This is a genomic window from Sphingobacterium chungjuense (assembly GCF_011316935.1).
Classification (GTDB): Bacteria; Bacteroidota; Bacteroidia; order Sphingobacteriales; family Sphingobacteriaceae; genus Sphingobacterium; species Sphingobacterium chungjuense.
This window is the reverse complement of sequence record NZ_WLYS01000004.1, coordinates 323,503-342,316: the sequence shown is the minus strand read 5'-3', so window position 1 is coordinate 342,316 and position 18,814 is coordinate 323,503. Positions and strand designations below refer to the sequence as shown.

General features: G+C 43.5%; 11 protein-coding genes. 3 read left to right on the top strand and 8 right to left on the bottom strand.

Translation table 11 applies throughout. From position 1 onward, the window contains the following. Window positions 1-11 precede the first annotated feature (11 nt). The 6 genes from GKO22_RS12090 to GKO22_RS12065 form a co-directional block, all read right to left on the bottom strand. Entirely contained in the window at window positions 12-2,417 is a 2,406-nt protein-coding gene (locus tag GKO22_RS12090; RefSeq protein WP_166335360.1) for an ABC transporter permease, read from the bottom strand. 145 nt (window positions 2,418-2,562) lie between these two features. Next, a complete protein-coding gene (locus GKO22_RS12085) occupies window positions 2,563-4,941 on the bottom strand; it encodes an ABC transporter permease (protein ID WP_206367889.1) in 2,379 nt (792 codons plus the stop codon). Window positions 4,942-4,983: 42 nt separating this feature from the next. Continuing rightward, complete coding sequence (locus GKO22_RS12080) at window positions 4,984-7,377, bottom strand: ABC transporter permease (RefSeq protein WP_166335358.1); 2,394 nt, start codon at window positions 7,375-7,377, stop codon at window positions 4,984-4,986. A gap of 11 nt (window positions 7,378-7,388) precedes the next feature. Continuing rightward, entirely contained in the window at window positions 7,389-8,066 is a 678-nt protein-coding gene (locus GKO22_RS12075) for an ABC transporter ATP-binding protein (protein ID WP_116774016.1), read from the bottom strand. A gap of 101 nt (window positions 8,067-8,167) precedes the next feature. After that, the gene (locus GKO22_RS12070; RefSeq protein ID WP_166335356.1) at window positions 8,168-10,537 is read right to left on the bottom strand and encodes an ABC transporter permease; all 2,370 of its coding nucleotides are present in this window, start codon (window positions 10,535-10,537) and stop codon (window positions 8,168-8,170) included. Window positions 10,538-10,556: 19 nt separating this feature from the next. Continuing rightward, complete coding sequence (locus GKO22_RS12065) at window positions 10,557-11,810, bottom strand: efflux RND transporter periplasmic adaptor subunit (protein ID WP_166335355.1); 1,254 nt, start codon at window positions 11,808-11,810, stop codon at window positions 10,557-10,559. Between the two features lie 307 nt (window positions 11,811-12,117). On the opposite strand from GKO22_RS12065, the gene GKO22_RS12060 reads away from it, so the two are divergent. The 3 genes from GKO22_RS12060 (at window position 12,118) to GKO22_RS12050 (ending at window position 16,227) form a co-directional block, all read left to right on the top strand. After that, window positions 12,118-13,431, top strand: a complete 1,314-nt coding sequence (locus GKO22_RS12060; RefSeq protein WP_166335353.1) for a TolC family protein — start codon at window positions 12,118-12,120, stop codon at window positions 13,429-13,431. A 99-nt stretch (window positions 13,432-13,530) separates the two neighbouring features. Continuing rightward, entirely contained in the window at window positions 13,531-14,889 is a 1,359-nt protein-coding gene (locus tag GKO22_RS12055; protein ID WP_166335351.1) for a sigma-54-dependent transcriptional regulator, read from the top strand. A gap of 18 nt (window positions 14,890-14,907) precedes the next feature. Further along, window positions 14,908-16,227 carry a sensor histidine kinase gene (locus tag GKO22_RS12050; protein ID WP_166335349.1) on the top strand — a complete coding sequence of 440 codons (1,320 nt, stop codon included), beginning with the start codon at window positions 14,908-14,910 and terminating at the stop codon, window positions 16,225-16,227. A gap of 65 nt (window positions 16,228-16,292) precedes the next feature. Here GKO22_RS12050 and GKO22_RS12045 read toward each other — a convergent pair whose 3' ends face one another. Next, window positions 16,293-17,537 (bottom strand): acyl-CoA dehydrogenase family protein, encoded by a 1,245-nt coding sequence (locus tag GKO22_RS12045; RefSeq protein WP_166335347.1) that lies wholly within the window; start codon window positions 17,535-17,537, stop codon window positions 16,293-16,295. Window positions 17,538-17,561: 24 nt separating this feature from the next. Continuing rightward, a complete protein-coding gene (locus GKO22_RS12040; RefSeq protein ID WP_166335345.1) occupies window positions 17,562-18,812 on the bottom strand; it encodes an SfnB family sulfur acquisition oxidoreductase in 1,251 nt (416 codons plus the stop codon). Between the last annotated feature and the right edge of the window lie 2 nt (window positions 18,813-18,814).

The following is an 18,814-nucleotide window of genomic DNA, read 5'->3' as shown; positions in this document are numbered from 1 at the left end:
AATGCAATCGGTTACTCATCTCTCAAGCTATTAACCGGATTAGCTAGTGCCGCTCGGATCGCTTGATAGCTTACCGTCACCAGAGCTACAATCACAGCTACTAAACCAGCAATCGCAAACATCCACCATTGGATTTCAATACGGTAGGCGAAATCTTCTAACCATTTGTTCATCGCCCACCAAGCAAAGGGGCCAGCAATGAAAATAGAGATAGTCACCAACTGCAAGAAATCAACGGAGAGCAAGCGTACGATATTAAAGGTGGAGGCACCGAGTACCTTGCGTACACCAATCTCTTTGGTACGTTGCTGAGCCGTGTAAGTGGCTAATCCGAGTAACCCGAGCGAAGCAATGAATAACGCTAAGCCAGAGAAGGCGGAGAAGAGCCGTCTAAAACGATAGTCGGCCTCATATTGGCGATTAAAGCTATCGTCCAAGAAGCTATAGAGAAATGGACGGTGTGGCGCTACGCTAGTCCAGATGTCCGCTAATTTTTCGAGTGTTTCGGGATTGCCGGCATCTTGGATTTTCAGCGTAATGAATTTACTGCTACGCGGCTCCAAACGCAGCGTCAGTGGTTCTACCTTTTGGTGTAGTGACAAGTAGTTAAAGTCTTTTACCACGCCGATGACCTGTCCTTCTCGTCCCCATTGGGCAAAGCGTTTACCAATAATCTGTTCGGGATCGGAATAGCCCCAGAGTTTGGCAGCGGCTTCATTAACAACTAACGAATGTATCGTATCTACTGGGAATTCTCTGGAATAGGCACGACCAGCAGCCATCTCAATTTCATAGTTTGGGATAAAATCGACATCTACCTCGAAAATCGCTTGAATAAAGACTTTCATTTCACCGTCGGGCAATTCGATCTGTGTGCCGGCATCTGGAAAATAGGAACCGGGTATACTCCGCGAAGAGGAAACCGAAAGGACATCTTTCTGCTGCGCAAAAGTGTGCTTGATGGCTTCCAAATTCTGCAATACTTGATTGTCATAATTGAAATCAACATTCAACATCTGCGTTTTCTCGAAGCCGAGATCCTTTTTCTGTAAGTGACCCAATTGCGAAAAGACGATATACGTGCCAGCGATGAGCGCGATCGACAAGGAGAATTGGAATACAACTAACCCTTTTCTTAACCAAACACTTTCGGATGTCGCATTGGAAGATCCTTTAAATACTTTGACCGGTTTGAAGTTGGCCAATACGAAAGCTGGATAGCTGGCTGCAACAAGTGCTGTCGTCAACACGATACCCACAAAAAGCAAGAGGATTGTGCTGTTGAATAAAGTGGATATCATGAACTGCTTACCGGCAAACATCTCCATAAAAGGAAATAAGCACAGCACCAGTACCACACCCAATACACTGGCGAAAAGCACTAACAGTATGGATTCGCTCATGAACTGTATGATCAGGTCTTTCTTGCTCGCGCCCACTACTTTGCGAACGCCCACTTCTTTTGCCCGCTCCATAGATCGCGAGGTGGCGAGATTCATAAAATTGACGCAGGCAATACATAAAATGAAGACACCGATGACGGCGAAGATGTAGATATTCTGCATGTTGCCAACTGGTCCAGGCTGCCGATCTGCTTTGGAGTTGAGATAGGCGCCCAGCATGGGCTCAAAGTGAATACTGTATTTTCCTTCCTCAGAAGCATCATGTCGCGCGATGAAATCGGGAACCTGCTTCTCTAATTTACTGATGTCGTAATTTTCAGGTAGAAGCAGATAGGTGTAGAAATCTACATAGCCCCACGCTTCAAAAACCTCCGACCAAGATTGTCGGAAAGAACTCATAGAAAGTAAGGCGTCGAAGGTGAAGTGCGAATTTGACGGAAGATCTTCGATCACGGCAGTAACGGTATAAATGCCCGGCGCAGCACGACCACCGGTCACACCGCCTTCTACGGTTTGGCCGATTGGATTGCTATCTCCAAAGTATTTCTTTGCGAGCTTTTCAGTAAGTACGATAGAATATGGTGCTGTTAGTGCGGTTTTCGGATCGCCTGCAATAAATTGCCAACTGAATACGTCGAACGCCGTAGAGTCCATACAGAAAATATTTTCCTCCTGAAATGCTTTATCCCCTTGCTTCAGCAAGATGGAGATCTGGCCAGAAAACTGTACGACTTTTTCTATCTCTGGAAAGTCTGCTTTTAGCGCCGCGCCAACAGGTGCATTTCCCCAAATTTGATGTGTTTCTGTGCCATTCTTTTCCTTCCAATCGTGTACCACGCGATAAATGCGATCTTTATTTGTATGATAATGGTCGAACGAAAGCTCGTCTTGAATATACAACACGACCAATAAGCAACATGCCAAGCCAATAGCTAGACCAAGAATATTAATAGAGGAGTAACCCTTGTTCTTGAGGAGATTTCTCCAAGCGATTTTTATATAGTTCTTGATCATAGTACTTTGTGTTTCGATTATAGTATTGAGAGGTGAGTATTTAGATATTAGTATTGAGTATTGAGATGTGAGTATTTAGATATTAGTATTAAGTATTTAGACCATTGAGATCTTTTTACTTTTCAATTTTACCTTCTTTTTTCTCCTATTCATCTCGTAAACTGTTCACAGGGTTAGCCAATGCGGCCTGCATCGCGCGAAGCCCAATCGTGACATACGCTAGTAACACGGCGATCACACCGCCACTCACGAATAAGGAAATGCTAATCGATGTGCGGTACGAGAAGCTACTTAACCATTCGTTCATCAGGTACCAAGCAACCGGACAAGCAATTGTGATAGCAATCAGCACCAATAGAATGAAGTCTTTGCTCAACAAATGCACAATGCCCAATACATCTGCACCAAGAACTTTGCGGATGCCAATCTCTTTAATGCGGATCTGAGCCGCATAGGTCGTGAGCGCAAAAAGACCGAGTACAGATATGAAAATAGCAATGCCCGAAAAGATATTGAACAGCAATCCCGTCCGATTGTCGGATTTGTACAAATCATCGAATTGGCTATCGAGGAAATTGTATTTAAACACGTAGTCCGATGGATATTTCTCATAAACCTTTGCAACGGCGGCGATAGCTTCCTCCGTCTTGTTTGCGGAGGTCTTCACATAAAGCGTACTACTGTATGCATGCGTCCACAGCACGATTGGACTGACTTCTTCTTTCAATGATTTAAAATTGAAGTTCTTTAATACACCGATTATTTTCCCTGGGATATTATGTAAGCTCATTTCCGTACCGACATAGGGTGCCTGCAAGCCCATTTGTTTCACCAGTTCTTCGTTGACAACAAAGGCAGCAGAGTCGGCAGGCAGTCCAGAAAGATTATTTCCTTCTACAAACTCAAGCCCCATCAACGGAATAAACTTTTCATCGATGCGTGCTCGTGCTACAATAATATTGCTTGACGCCGGTTTCCCCGACCATTCAATGTCGCCCGTGGCATTGCCGTAATCCATCAAGTTGTAAAACTCGGATAGAGACGTACTCTGAATAGCAGATACAGAGGCCAATTCTTGATGAATAGCATCGATATGTTGAACAGCCTCGTAGGGTAATGGAACTGTAAACACATGCTCGCGATCATACCCCAAGTTAATTTCGCGAATATATTGTAACTGCTTCCCGATGATGAGCGTGCTGATGATGAGCGTGATGGAGATGGAAAATTGAAACACAACCAATGCCTTACGAAGTGTCTGATTGGAAAAATGGTTCCCTAACTGTCCTTTAAGCGCGCTGATGGCATGAAAAGATGAAAGCTGCAGTGCAGGATAAATTGCAGCTAGCAATAACGTAACGACAATGGCAGTACTAATGAACAGCCAGACCTGCATATTTCCAAGAGCGAAGGATAAGGATTTTCCTGAAATTTCATTGTAAGCTGGGACGCACAAGAATACTAAGGCTACCGCTAAAAGAATAGCCGTGAAAAAGATAACAACAGTCTCGGTACTAAATAAAAAAAACAGCTGTTTTTTGCTGGCACCAATCACTTTTCGAATACCAATACCTTTGGCACTTTCCATTGATCTCGCCGTGCTTAGATTCACATAATTAATAGCGCCAATAGCCAGAAGTAGTATCGCAATGATGGAAAATACCTGGACAACATGTAAAGCAGATTTATTGCCATCTGCGGAAATCAAATGGAGGTCTTCGAGACGATCTAAGGAGAAATCTACAAAGTGAGCACCATTACGTGCTTTTAGAAAGGCGCTGTTCACAAAGTTTGTTACATCGGATGAAGATGCGGTTGGACTTAACTTCATGTAGGTGTAAAAACCATAATTACCCAGATCCTCGTCAATGGTTTTCCAGTTCCCATTGCCGCCATACTCGGTAAATCTTTGTGCATAATAGCTCAGTGGTAATATGACATTGGCTTTAATGGAAGAATTTTGGGGGAAATCCTCTATAATACCAACCACGGTAAACTGTTCGTCGTCAAAATGGAAGATTTCTCCGATTACATTTTCATCTCCATATAGTTTGATGGCTGTAGATTGTGTGAGAAAAGCATTCTTTGGTTGTTGAAAGAGCGTGTTTACCTGTCCCGAGCGTAAGGGAAAATTAAATAGGGAGAAGAACTCTTCGTCAGCATGCAGTATGCGCATATTCGATACTTTTAGGTGCGTGCTGTCGTTTCTTAAGGTGGCATTTCCATCGTAGGTTATGCGCGATGCAATTTCTACGTTGGTGTTCTCTCTAGCCAAATTGGCAACAGGGCTGGGAGAGCCTAACCACACGTTTTTCGTGCCGTCGCCCACCAAGTGCGAGCTAACTTTGTAAATCCGCTCATGATCGTGATGAAATTTATCAAAGCTCCGTTCATCCTGCACCCAGAGTATGATCAGCATTGCGGCAGCCAAACTTACAGCAAGTCCCAATACATTTACGGCCGTATAGAACTTATTGTTTTTCAGTCTTCGCCAAGCGGTTTTGATATTTTCTGTATTCATCATAAGTCAGTTTTTATAGATAGTTGAAGCTATTATTTCTGTTGATTATTCATCTCGAAGGCTATTGATTGGGTTGGCGAGCGCTGCGCGAATGGCTTGAAAACTTACCGTAAGGAAAGCGATAGCAATAGTGGCCGCACCAGCAATCAGAAATACCCACCATTCGATGTTGATGTGGTAAGTAAATTCCTCCAGCCAACGATGCATAATCCACCAGGTGATCGGTATGCTGATGCATAATGCGATGATCACCAAAGTCACAAAATCAATCGTCAACAAGGTCACGATCCGAACAACGGAAGCGCCCAATACTTTTCGAATGCCGATTTCTTTGATCCGCTGTTGCGCTGCGTAAGCCGATAATGCAAACAATCCTAAGCAGGCGATGCTAATCGTAATGCCGGAGAATAAACCCATGATTTTTGCCGTTTGGCGCTCGTGTATATACAACGCGGCATAATCGTCATCCAAGAAATGAGATTCAAAAGGAATATCTGGCTTGATGCGTTTCCAACTAGTGCCGATTGCTGCTAAAGTGGCCGCCATATCGGCATGTTGATCTACCTTGACGAAGATATTACCAAAGTAATCGTACTCTGGAAAGATCACAATGGGTTGTACTTCCTCTTTTAGCGAGGCAAAGTTGAAATTGTCTACCACTGTCTTAATTCGTCCAATGCGACCATTTAAGTTCATGCGCTTACCAATCGCTTCATCTGGCGAAAAGCCCATCGCTTGCGCAGCTAGTTTATTGATCATGAAACTATATTCCTGTGCGGCACTGGTATCGCGAGCGCGTAATATATCCGCTTCGGTTAGGTTTTCACCAGCCACAATAGGGATCTCGAAGACAGTCAAAAAATCCTTTTCTACCGGAATTGCGGTCACGCTGATGGCTACATCATTGCCTTTACCTTCGATGTCAGATGCGGTGTAACCACCTTGTACCGAAACCGGTGAATCGTAAGAAGCGGTGACGCCTTTTACGGCATTAAGTCGAAGCAAATCGTTTTTCAACGTCGTACGATCGGCATCTTTCAATACGCTACCATTCAGTACGATGACCTGCTCCCGATTGAGACCGGTGTTGGTTTGTTGTAGAAATTGTAGTTGCCGTGTGGCAAACAAGGTACAGGTAATAAATAGCAGTGAAATACAAAACTGTAATACCACTAATGCTTTGGCCGAACCGAATCCCTCTTTAGCGGTAGCACCTTTACCTTTCAAGATACGCAATGGACGTAAACGCGAAATCATCCACGCTGGCCAACCGCCACCGAGTAAGGACATGAATAGCGTAAATAGGAATAGTGCTAGATAAAATAGCGGTTCATGCCATAGCTGCAATTGCATCTCGACACCGATATACTGACTGAATGCAGGAAGTAGCAGCCAGGTACAAAACAGCCCAACTAAAGTTGCGATGCCAATCATCAACGCGCATTCTAATAAAAATTGATAGAAAATGGTGTACCGAGCTGCGCCCAATACCTTTTTGACACCGACTTCTTTCGCACGTTCGGAAGAGCGCGCTAAAATAAGATTGGTAAAGTTGACACTGGCCAATACAATAATTGCTACCGCTAGCGCCGCAAAGATGTAGATATACATGAGATTGCCACGACCTGCTTTGGAAAACAAATGTACATTCGATAGCTTTTCGATATTAACCTGTACGGAAGCGGCCTTGTCTGGTGAAGTTTTAAATCTTTGGTCAATGAATGCCGTAACCTGTTTTTGTAAGGGGTCAAAGCTATCGGCGTTTTTCAAGCGTAGTAAGGTGACATCATTTGCCGAGTGCCACACTTGTTCTTGATAACGCTTGACATGTTTATTAGATAATACGGCGTGGAAAGAAAAGCGCGTGTTGGTCGGCGGATTCTCGACCACGCCAGTAACTTTCCAAGGCTGATCGTCGATCACCAAGGTTTGTCCTAGAGCAGACTGATCACGAAAGTACTTTTTAGCTAGATCCTGCGTGATGACAATTTGGTAAGGCTCGGAAAGCAATTCAGTACTAAGCGCACCTTGAACAAAAGGATAATTCAACACTTGAAAAAATCCTTCATCGGCAAGCATTAACTGTGTTTCTACCACGGTTTGCGTACTCGTTTTTACCACGCCTTCACCGCCATATTCGCTTAGGCGAATCGCTTCTTCTACGTCGGCAAACTCGCTTTTTAGCGTAGGAGCTACCGCCGTTGGCGTCGTAGCAATGTATTGGTATTCGTTTTCCGAATCTCCCTTATAGCCGTAGGAAACCCAAGCCAACCGATCGATATTCGGATAAAATCGATCGTAATTCCACTCATGTACCAGGTATGCACACAATAGCATGAAGCAGGTAATCCCCATGGCCAACCCAAAAATATTGAGAAAGGTAAAGCCTTGATTTTTGCGAATGGCTCGCCAGGCGGTTTTAAAATAAGTTTGGGCCATGTTGCGGGAGATTAAACGGTGGTAGTTTCCATAATGACTTGTCCGTCCAGCATGCGGATCACGCGGTCGGAGAATTTCGCATCGTGCTCACTGTGCGTTACCATCACGATCGTGGTGCCAGCTTCATTCAATTCAGTTAACAAGTTCATCACCTCATTACCATTCGACGAATCCAAGTTACCGGTCGGCTCATCGGCCAAAATCAGTTTCGGATTGTTGACTACGGCACGTGCTACTGCCACACGCTGTTGCTGACCACCAGAAAGCTGCTGTGGGAAGTGATTACGACGGTGCATGATTTGCACTTTTTCCAACACTTCTTCCACACGTTTTTTGCGTTCGGCAGCTGGTACATTGGTGTAGATCAAGGGCAACTCCACGTTTTCAAAAACCGTCAATTCATCAATCAGGTTAAAGCTCTGAAATACAAACCCAATATTGTGCTTGCGCAAGTCCGAGCGTTTGCGCTCATTAAACTTGGCTACCTCCACATTGTTAAATACATAACTGCCTTCGTCCAAATCATCCAATAGTCCGATGATATTCAATAAGGTTGATTTTCCACAACCTGAAGGTCCCATGACAGCGACAAATTCGCCCTCTTGTACGTGAATATTCAGGTCATTTAAGGCTACCGTCTCTACCTCTTCGGTACGGTAAAATTTTTGGAGGTTAGTTATTTTGATCATTTTTATTCGATTTTAGTATTTAGATATGAGTGTTTAGATATTCTAACTTCTCATTTTTTCTTTTTTTAATTTTTTACTTCCCACTTATTACTTTTTCCATTCTATTGTTCTTTTAATGTTTTTGTTGGATTGGCTGTTGCCGCACGCCAAGCATGCGAACTCACCGTGAGTACTGCAATCAGAATCGCCAGACAGGCGGCCAGCAGAAATACCGTCCAACTGATGTCAATGCGATATTTATAGCTGCCCAACCAATCGTGCATAAACCACCATCCAAGAGGAAAAGCGATCAAGCAAGAAAGACTGACCAGCAGGATAAATTCTTTATTTAACATGCCTACTAAGCGACCAATAGAAGCACCTAATATTTTGCGGATGCTGATTTCCTTGGCGCGTTGCTCTGCGGAGTAAGATGCGAGTCCGAATAAGCCCAGGCAGGAAATAAAAATCGAAAGTACCGCGAATATGGAAGCCAAGTTTTGTACGCGTACCACAGAAGTGAATTTACTGTTGAAGGTTTCATCCAGAAAACGGTATTCAAACGGATACTCTGGATTATTCGCTTTGATAATGCGTTCGATCTGGGATAGCGTTTCGGGTAGATCAACTCCTGCCTTTGTTTTGATATAGAGCGTTCCATATTCATAATTTGTCGGAAAAATGACGAGTGGTTCTGGATTAACCGAAAAAACGCTATTGAACATAAAATCATTGACTACACCGATGATGGTGTGAAGTTCATTGTTCCAATGCAAAGTCTGTCCGGTCACCATGCCATCCGCTTGCATCATTTTAGCTAATGTTGCATTCACAATCACAGAAGTGCTATCGCCTGTGAAATGTGGTTTGAAGTTTCTGCCATCGTGCAACGTCATGCTCAAGCTCGGGATAAAATCATCGTCGGCATTCAAGATGCTTATTAAAATTTGACTTTTCGGATCTTTACCTTCCCAATCAAATCCACTGGCGTTAGAGCCAATGTCCATGAGGTTATTATCACTCACCCCAACATCCTCGATATTTCCTGTTGCCTTCAACTGATCTTTAATGACGTCAAGGTGTTTGGCCATATTTCCTTGAAGCGAGGTATTGATCACCTGACTGCGCTCAAACCCTAAATCTCGATTTTTGGTGTGTTGGATTTGTTGGTATATAATGACTGTACAAATTACTAACAAAACAGAAGCGGTATATTGTAAAACCACCAAGCCACGACGGATGAATCCAGCTGTTCCGGCTTTCTGCTTAGCGCCTTTTAAAGTTTTCAAAGGATTGAAAGAGGAAAGATAAAAAGCGGGATAGCTACCTGCCAGCAAACCGCAGGTTAACAGTATTCCACCGAGGAAATACAGATGTGTGGGCTCGAGTAGATCTACGGTCAAGTTCGTGTTGAGCAAGCTATTGAAAGAACCAATAGATAGATAAATAAGTCCAACAGCCAGCATAACTGCAAAGGCAGCACTAATCAATGCTTCACTCAAAAATTGCAGAATCAAGGTATAGCGCTTTGCACCTACGACCTTGCGCATGCCTACTTCTTTAGCGCGTTTCTCAGATCGTGCCGTGGCCAAGTTCATAAAATTGATACAGGCTATCAATAAGACCACCCAAGCGATAATACTAAATAAGCGGATATGCTTGAGTGCACCTTCTTGTTCAAAACCATCACTATCAAATACGTCATACAGATTCCAACGAGTCATCGGATAGAGGAAGTTTTGATAAAACGTCACCTCACCATTCGTTTTTGCTTTGGCAAAATCTAACAAAGTAGCATTTACAGCTGATAAGTTGGCTGTAGGCTCTAACTGTACTACAGTAATCAATCCATTAGAACCCCAGTTTTCTAGCCAAGGATTAGCCAATTGATATTTCTTAAAGTCGATGATCCAATCAAATTTAAAACTACTGTTTTCAGGAAAATCCTTTACCACCCCGCTTACCGTGTAGCTTTCATCATTGTTTACACGAATAGTTTTGCCCACAGCTGCTTCGTCTCCAAAAAAACGTTTTGCGGTAGATTCGTTCAGCACAATATTGTTCAATTCTGAAAAAGCCGAGCGGCGATCACCTTGTACGTATTCTACCGATAGAATGTCTAGCAACGCGGGATCCGCATAAGAACCGCGTTGGAATATGGCCTTGTCTCCTACAGTTAAAAGAAAGTTTTGCCCCCAATCTAATCTTGCCGCATGCTTAATGCCGGCAATATCGTCCGCAATAGCTTTAGCAAAAGGACCTGGTGTTGCTTGGAAAACATAAGTAGCGCCATCATACTTTTGCTTGGATTTGACGACGTAGATGTCTTTCTTGTTAGGGAAGTGATCATTTTTGGTCACTTGATCTTCTACCCATAGGAATATGAGTGCTGCTGCGGTAATGCCTACCGCTAACCCGAAAATATTCAGAAAGCTGTACCCCTTCGTTTTCCAAAGATTGCGAAAGGCTGATTTGATAAAGATTTTGATCATGGCTTGGTGCGGTTAATAATTATTTCTTGATATTCAGTTCCTGCACTTTATCATAGGTTTCGTAGCTAGATACCACGACTTTGTCACCTGGTTTCAAGCCGCCAATTACTTCATAATACTCTGGATTTTGACGGCCTAATTGAATATCCATGCGATAAGCCGTTTGCCCATCTTTATCTAGCTTAAAGATCCAGTTGCCACCCGTTTGTTGGTAGAAACCGCCCTTGGCTAATAGAATACCTTTGGTTTCATCACTTAGTGCCAAACGTGTTTGTAGCGTTTGGCCCCGGCGAATGCCAGATGGAACTTCACCCACAAATTCCATGTCTACTTGAAAACGCCCGTCTTTTACTTGCGTGTATACTTTCTTGATTTCCAATTTGTACGGTTTGCCGCTGATCGTGAATTGACCTTCCAAACCTGGAAAAATGCGGTTGATATAATGCTCATCAATATCGGCGCGTACTTTAAATCCGGTAAGTACATCCAATTGACCTAATCGCTCGCCCGAATTTTTGTTCTGACCAATCTCTGCATCAAATGAGGTCAATTGTCCATCTACGGGCGATCGTACAATCAAGTCGCCGACTTTCTGGCGCATCAGTTCCAATGCGCTTTGCGTACGTTCGTAGGTTTTACGATCTTGACCGGCTTTCTGGTTATTCGATACCTCATCTTGCTTTAAGATTTGACTAGTCAGCTCAATGCGTTGCTTTTGGTAGTTATAATCATTGACTGATTTCTGGTATTCTTGTGAGCCGATGGCTTTCTCGTCGTACAGTTTTTTGTTAAGCGTATACAGGCGTTCGGCTTCTTTGACCGCCAATTCCACATCGGCCATTTGATTACGGTTGGATATCGTCACCTGCTGTGCATTAGTCTGTGCGATTTGTGCCTGAGTCAACAAATTGAGTACCTGTGTTTCTTGATTGACCAAGCTTAGTTCTAAGTCTGTATTGGAAAGGCGCATAATGGGATCCCCTTTTTTGAGGTGTGCACCATCTTCCACATATTTTTCTTCCACGCGGCCGCCTACAGAAGCATCTAGATAAATACTGCTGATCGGTAGCACGGTTCCATTGATCGGGATAAACTCCTGAAATGTTCCTTCTTTAACTTCGAAAATGCTAATACGCTCGCTATCTACATTGAGCCGACTATTGCCGCTGGTATAGTAATAGCTCGCGCCGATTAATCCGACCAAAGCCAGTACACCGACGATGGTCAATATGCGTTTAGTTCCCCACTTTTTTTTCTCAATTGCTCTGTCCATTGGTACAGCAAATATTTAATGTATAATAAGATGTTGACGTATTGATCGCCAACCATCTATATACAATGATGTGCCAAAAACGTAATCATTTGATTTTCTGTTCATTATACTGATGTGAGATGCTATTCCTGTTCGATATCGTACACTTATTGTGCGAAGATGGACAATCCGGCTGTTGTTCAGTAGCGAACAAACATTGTTCGAAAATGAACACTAGGTGATCAGTGGTCGATGTATTGATGTTGATAATCAGTGTTTTGCGACTTTGGCACTTGCTGTGAATTGATCGATGCAAACTATTACTATAATGTGGTACAAACTTATACTTCTTATCGTCACGCTTATTACGTACATCACGCAGGCATTTGCTCAAGTAGATAGTGTTCGTAGCTTATCCGATTGCTTGGAATTGGCGGTGGCGAATAACCCAACCTTACGACAGTCTGCCTTGGATCTTAGAACCAATGATATACAATACAAACAGGCGAAACAAATTCTGATTCCCACCTTGAATGGTGGAATAAGCCACGGCATTAGTACGGGACGAAATGTGGATCCAACGACCAACCTCTTCGTAGAGGAAACGGTTAATTCTGGGAATGTGAACTTAAATTCTGGCCTCTCTTTGCTAAATGGTTTTCGTATTCTGCATGATATCCGCGGACGCTCTTCGGCTCGCGAGGCGGGAAAGCTTGAGTTTGATGGTCAGATCAATGTGTTGAAGCTGGATGTCATTACCGCTTATATTCAGGTGCTCACGGCAGAAGATTTAGTTACGCAGACTGTACAGCAGTTTGAAGTCACTAAAGAACGCTTGCGCAATGCGGAAGTGATGCATCGCGAAGGCGCCATGGCTCCGGGCGATTACTATGATATTAAAGGCGAGTACAGCGCCAATCTCAATACGATCGAGCAAAATCGACAAATATTAAACAATACGCGTACAGAATTGGCTACTTTGTTGAGTGTACCGGTAGATCGTATAGGTTCGCTGCGACGCATCGATATTCCGGCGCAAATGCAAGTATTAGAGAATGAACGGTTGTACGAATTGGCCAGAATGAATTTACCTCAGTTTCAGGCGTGGGAATGGCGTAAAAAGGAAGCAGAAAGTGCGATCAAAAGTGAGCGATCTGGTTTCTTCCCTTCTTTACGTTTCGATGCAGGACTTAATACCAGATATTCAAGCTTAAATTCTAGCCCATACACCACACAAGCAAGAGATTTCTTAGGTCGATTTGTCTCGGTGGGATTGAATATTCCTATTTTCAATCAGTTTACGGTGCGTAACCGGGTGGATCTGGCAAAGGTAGATCTAGAAAGAGTAAAATATGAGGAACAAATTGCCTTAAATACCTTGCGAGAGAATACCGCAAAAGCAGTCTTCGACTTAGATATTGCGCGCAAAAACGTAGATAATCTGCAACAGCAGGAGCAGAGCTATTCCGAGGCTTTTCGGGTAGCACAATTGCAATTTGATTTGGGCGCTACCAACTCGGTCATTTATCTAACGGCTAAGAATAAATTGGAAAACACCCAAAATCAATTGGTGATTAAGCGCTACGAATGGCTTTTGCAAAAATATATCAATGATTTCTATTCTGGCTCATTAGATTTATAGCTATCTTTATCCTGTGTTGCACACGATAGTACAACAGCGCTAATTACCAATACACAGAATAGCTCCTGATGATCTTTGTGGAGCTACCAAATAGACAATATGAAAAAGGCTTCCATACTGGTAGTGGATGATGATCAAGATCTGCTGACCGCGGTACGCATTCTTTTACGTCCTAAAGTACATCAGGTATTTATAGAATCCAATCCCGAGCAACTGCTACATATTCTGGCCAAAGAACAAGTAGATCTGGTGCTATTGGATATGAATTTCAAAAGCACGATTCATACGGGCAACGAAGGTTTATATTGGCTTTCGGCGATTAAAGATAAATATCCACACGTGCGAGTGGTCATGATTACGGCTTACGGTGCAGTGGATCTGGCAGTGAAGGCATTGAAGCTAGGCGCTTCTGATTTCATCGTTAAGCCTTGGCACAATGAGCAATTGTTGGAAACATTGCAAAGTGCGTTATCCGAAGTGAAGCAGGCTTCGCGAGCAATTAAATCTGTCAACAAAAAGATCACGGAAGACAATCCGCTAATTGGCCAATCTGCGGTCATGGAAGATTTGCAGTATAAAATCAGTAAAGTGGCGCCAACCGATGCGAATATCCTAATCATGGGCGAGAATGGTACGGGTAAAGATGTGATTGCGCAAGTATTGCACAAGCAGTCGTTGCGACAGGCTATGCCATACATCAAGGTGGATGTCGGATCGCTCACGGAAACCTTATTTGAAAGTGAGCTTTTTGGCTACAAAAAGGGTGCTTTTACGGATGCGCGTGAAGATCGTAAAGGCCGGTTCGAACATGCGAATGGTGGAACGCTGTTCTTAGATGAGATCGGAAATATTAGTTTGCATCAGCAAGCCAAATTGCTTAGTGTCTTACAAAATCGGCAAGTATTGCCTTTGGGCTCATCGCAACCTGTGCCGGTAGATATTCGCTTGTTATCTGCTACGAATGTGCCCATTCGTTCGCTTGCGGATGAAGCCCGCTTTCGCAAAGATTTGATTTATCGCATCAATACGGTAGAGATCCAAGTACCGCCGCTGCGCGAAAGGGGAGATGATGTGATTTTGCTGGGCGAATATTTTCTGGCGCATTACATTACCAAATACCATAAAACAATCGAAGGCTTTGAGTCGGATGCCATACAGAAATTGAGGCAGTATCATTTTCCTGGCAATGTGCGGGAGTTGCAATACAGCATTGAGCGCGCCGTGATCATGTCGGAGCATAGTGGGTTGCGCGCTTCGGATCTCTTGTTTTCTCCGATCGAATCTGCACCGCCTGTCGAGAATCCATTGGCCGATCAACCGCGTAATCTCGAAGAATTAGAACGCAAAGCCATTCAGCAAGCGATGGATCGCTACAGCGGGAACATCAGCAAAGCCGCCCGCGAATTAGGTTTAACACGCGCAGCCTTGTATCGGCGTATGGAAAAATACGGGATCTAGCGCTAGAGACAATTCGATATGGGAAATCTGCAACTCAAAGAATTTGTTCGCGCACTGCTCCTTATGGCATTATGTGCTGCAGCTGGCTATTTATTCTTCGCGCAATCATTGGCTTATGCCATTGCGGCAGCTATACTAGCGTTGATATTGGTTTTCCAATGGTTCAACCGGCATCTTTGGTTGCACAAACAAATCGATGAATTTTCTGAAGCGGTGAAGTACCGAGATTTCACACGCCGTTATGCGGTCAAGAAAACACGTAATATAGAAAACCAGCTCTACGCTTCCTTCAACCGCATCAATGAAGCATTCAAAGACGTGAGTGCCAAACGTGAAATTCAACATCAATACCTAACGAAGGTGATCAATATGTTGGATTCAGCGCTGATCTTTTACCATGCCGATAGTGGAAAGGTGGAGTGGGTGAATGATGCTTTCAAAGAAATGTTTGAAACGCCACACTTGGGCAATATCAAGGGGCTGAAGAAACGTCGCGAAGAATTGTATGACAAAACCATGCAGCTCAAGATTGGTCAACAGCATATCGAAACGGCTCATTCGAGCAAGGGGCGCATCAAATTACTTATTCAGGTGTCGGAGTTTGAAACAGAAAATGGTTTGTACCGCATTGTGATGTATCAAAATGTGAACGATGCGATGGACGAGACGGAGAATCGCGCTTGGCATAAATTGCTACGTGTACTGACGCACGAAATCATGAACTCGATCGCGCCCATATCATCCATCGCCGAAACCTTGCATGGCCGACTCGAACAAACAGCCTACAGCGACGAGCTGGAAGATGTGAAAGTAGGCGTGCACACCATCAAAAAGCGTAGCGAAGGATTATTGAAATTCGCGAAGAGCTACCGGCTGATTAATAAAGTAGACAAACCACAGTTTACAGAAATACCCGTCGTACAGTTATTTGAAAATATCTACAATTTATTAGAACCTTCCTTTATCCAAAAAGGGGTGGATGTGGATATTATTCTGAAAAACACACGTGCTACCATCCAAGCCGACTTGCACCTGATCGAACAGGTGATCATCAACTTGATGCTGAACGCCATGGAAGCGGTGAAAGATGCTGAAAATCCGTATATCAGCATGTCGGCATTGGAAGAAAATGGTCGCGTGCAACTCAAGATCTCGGATAATGGCGAAGGCATGGAAGCAGATATTCAAGAACAGATCTTTACCCCTTTCTTCACCACAAAGAAAACGGGTAGCGGAATAGGATTGACCTTGAGTAAGCAAATTATGCTCGTGCATAATGGGAATATTTTTGTCCACAGCACACCTCAAAAGGGCAGTACGTTTACCTTGCAGTTTTAGTAGTTGGTGTTATTGCATCATCTTTAAACGATAAAAATGGATTCCTTTTCCAAAAATAAAGCCCATCAGTTTTTGCTTGCCCCAATCTGCCATGAAAATGGTAATGGTGTGCGGTTCACTTCCCAGTCTCCAATCACTTTTTCTTTATAGATCAATGGATTATGAGAAGACACAACACGCGCATTTCGCCAGAATCGATCTAATTGTTTGTTCGTGGTGCTGGCGGATGCACTAAGTGCATTAAATAACTTGCTCGTCAAGTCTAACACAAGATCGGAAATCACGACTTGGCCTTGTGCAGAAGCCAACTCAGCCTCATTATTCGCTTCTATGTCTACGATTTCTGATTCGGTAAGAGGAGCCAGGTAAGCTTGCTGTAAGCTGTGTGCTACTTGAATGGTGATAGATTGAGCAGCGTGTGATTGTGCGGAAGCTTTTCCGATTACTTGTAAGATTTGCGGGTCGTGACGCACCAAATTGGCATTTCCATGGCTAAAGGTGCGATTTCGCTTTTGAACCTCTTCTGTGAAAGTGCTGACCGCAGATTGTGCGATTCCTGTTAGTGTAGCGAGGTGAAACGTCTGATAGAATGCTGTTTGATATTTAAATCTATTCTCAAATGGTATGATATGATCTATTGGAATTTCAACGTTCTTTATTTTTAGCGTTCCACTTCCTGTCGTCTTTTGACCAAAACCATCCCAATCATCCAGAATTTCAACACCTTCGGCGTGCCTAGGAAGTGCTACAATCACGTCTTGTTGCTTTGTCTCATCATGCGCCAAGAGATCTATCCAATCAGCGAAAATACTACCTGTAGAATAATACTTTTGTCCGTTTACCAACAAGCTATCTCCACGTTTGGTTACCCGCGTGTCTAGTTCACCTACTTTAGCAGAGCCAATTTCTGTCCACCCGTTTCCAAACAAATCTCCTTTTACAAAGCGGTCAAACCAAACTTCTTGAGAACTAAATCTTTGGGCATTCAGACGATCTTCTACAAAGGCAAAGTGACCACGCAATGCTTGAACAATATTGGAATCTGCTTTCGCCAGTTCTGTAAGCAATCGAAATAGCTGTGGCAAGGAGAGGCCATCTCCGCCAAATTTGGCAGGAATTCTTAGTGCCCCAAATCCGGCTTCTTTCAGCCATCCGATCTCTTCATACGGCAATCTCCGTTCTTTCTCTCGATCTAATGTGCCTCTTGCTATTTTATCGAATATTGGACGAAATCTATCGGCTACTTTTGCATAATCAGCATCACTGGATAATTCTTCTTCTATTGGATTGTTAAGATTAATTTGATTCATTTTTGTTGAATTTTAGTGTTTTATTTAGCTCCAAGGATGTCGAGGCGGCAGTACATTGTTCAAATAATAGTTGCCTACGATGTGAAACTTCCAACGTACGGGATCATGTAAGGTGTGTGTGCGTGCATTGCGCCAATGTCTATCCAAATTTAGTTCGGATAGTGTTGATCGTGTACCGGATAGCTCAAACAACTTATTAGAAGAGAGCAAAGCGATTTCAGTCGTTAACACCTTTGCTTCGGCAACCAATAGTGTAGCTTCTGATACATCTTCTTCAGAAGTATTTACGATAGCTGCATCTATTTTATCACCAGCTAAATCTAAAACGGCTTCTGCGGCACGTAGTTTAATTTTCAATTCGCCAATGTTTGAAATTGTATAAGGATCGTCGGTTGCTTTTTCTAAGCCAGAGTCGATCCAAGGTCGTGCGTATTGGCGCACGTATTTAATTGTCTCCTCGATAGCTCCACGTGCGATGCCAGCGTCTACCGCGGCTTGGATAAATTGAGAAATGGCACCTGCAGCGGTCGGCCTTTCAAAGGCTTTGTAAATAGGGATAATGTGGTTGGGGTCTACTTTAACTTGTTTTAGTAGTACTGTTCCGCTAAACGTTGTTCTTTGTCCAAAACTTGACCAATCATTCACCACGCTAACCCCTTCCGTATGGCGCGGCACAATTGCACCGTGAGGATTACCCTCCTCATCTAGTGCGACGACGGGAATCCAATGAGCTAACAAGGCTCCGGTGGCGAAGAACTTTTCTCCATTCACTTCATATCCATTGTTGGATTTGGTGATTTTAGTCTGCAAATCCGCGACTGTTTTACTTCCCTTTTCTGAAAAAGCATTTCCTAGCCGCTCCCCTCGTAATACATTGCCGAAGAAAAACTTCTTTTGCTCTTCCGATGCATCCAGACGAATATGCTCTAGAAAGACCCAATGGTTTTGAGCGATTTGTCCTAAGGAGGGATCTACGCTTGATATGATTTTTACAACTTCTCCCAGCGTTCGGTACTTGACCTCCGCACCTCCATATTTTTTAGGAATATTGATTCCCCAAAGGCCACTTTGAGAGTACAATTTGATTTCTTCTAGCGGCAATCGACGTTCTATGTCTCTTTGAGAAGCCTCTTTGGTAAATTGGACTGCTAATTTCTGGGCGATTGCAATGGCTTCATCATCTGTCTGAATGATATCGGCAGCCGTATTGGTTTCAAAAAAATCTTTGGAGATATTGCTGTTCGACACGGAGTTATTTTGATTTATGTGGCTCATAT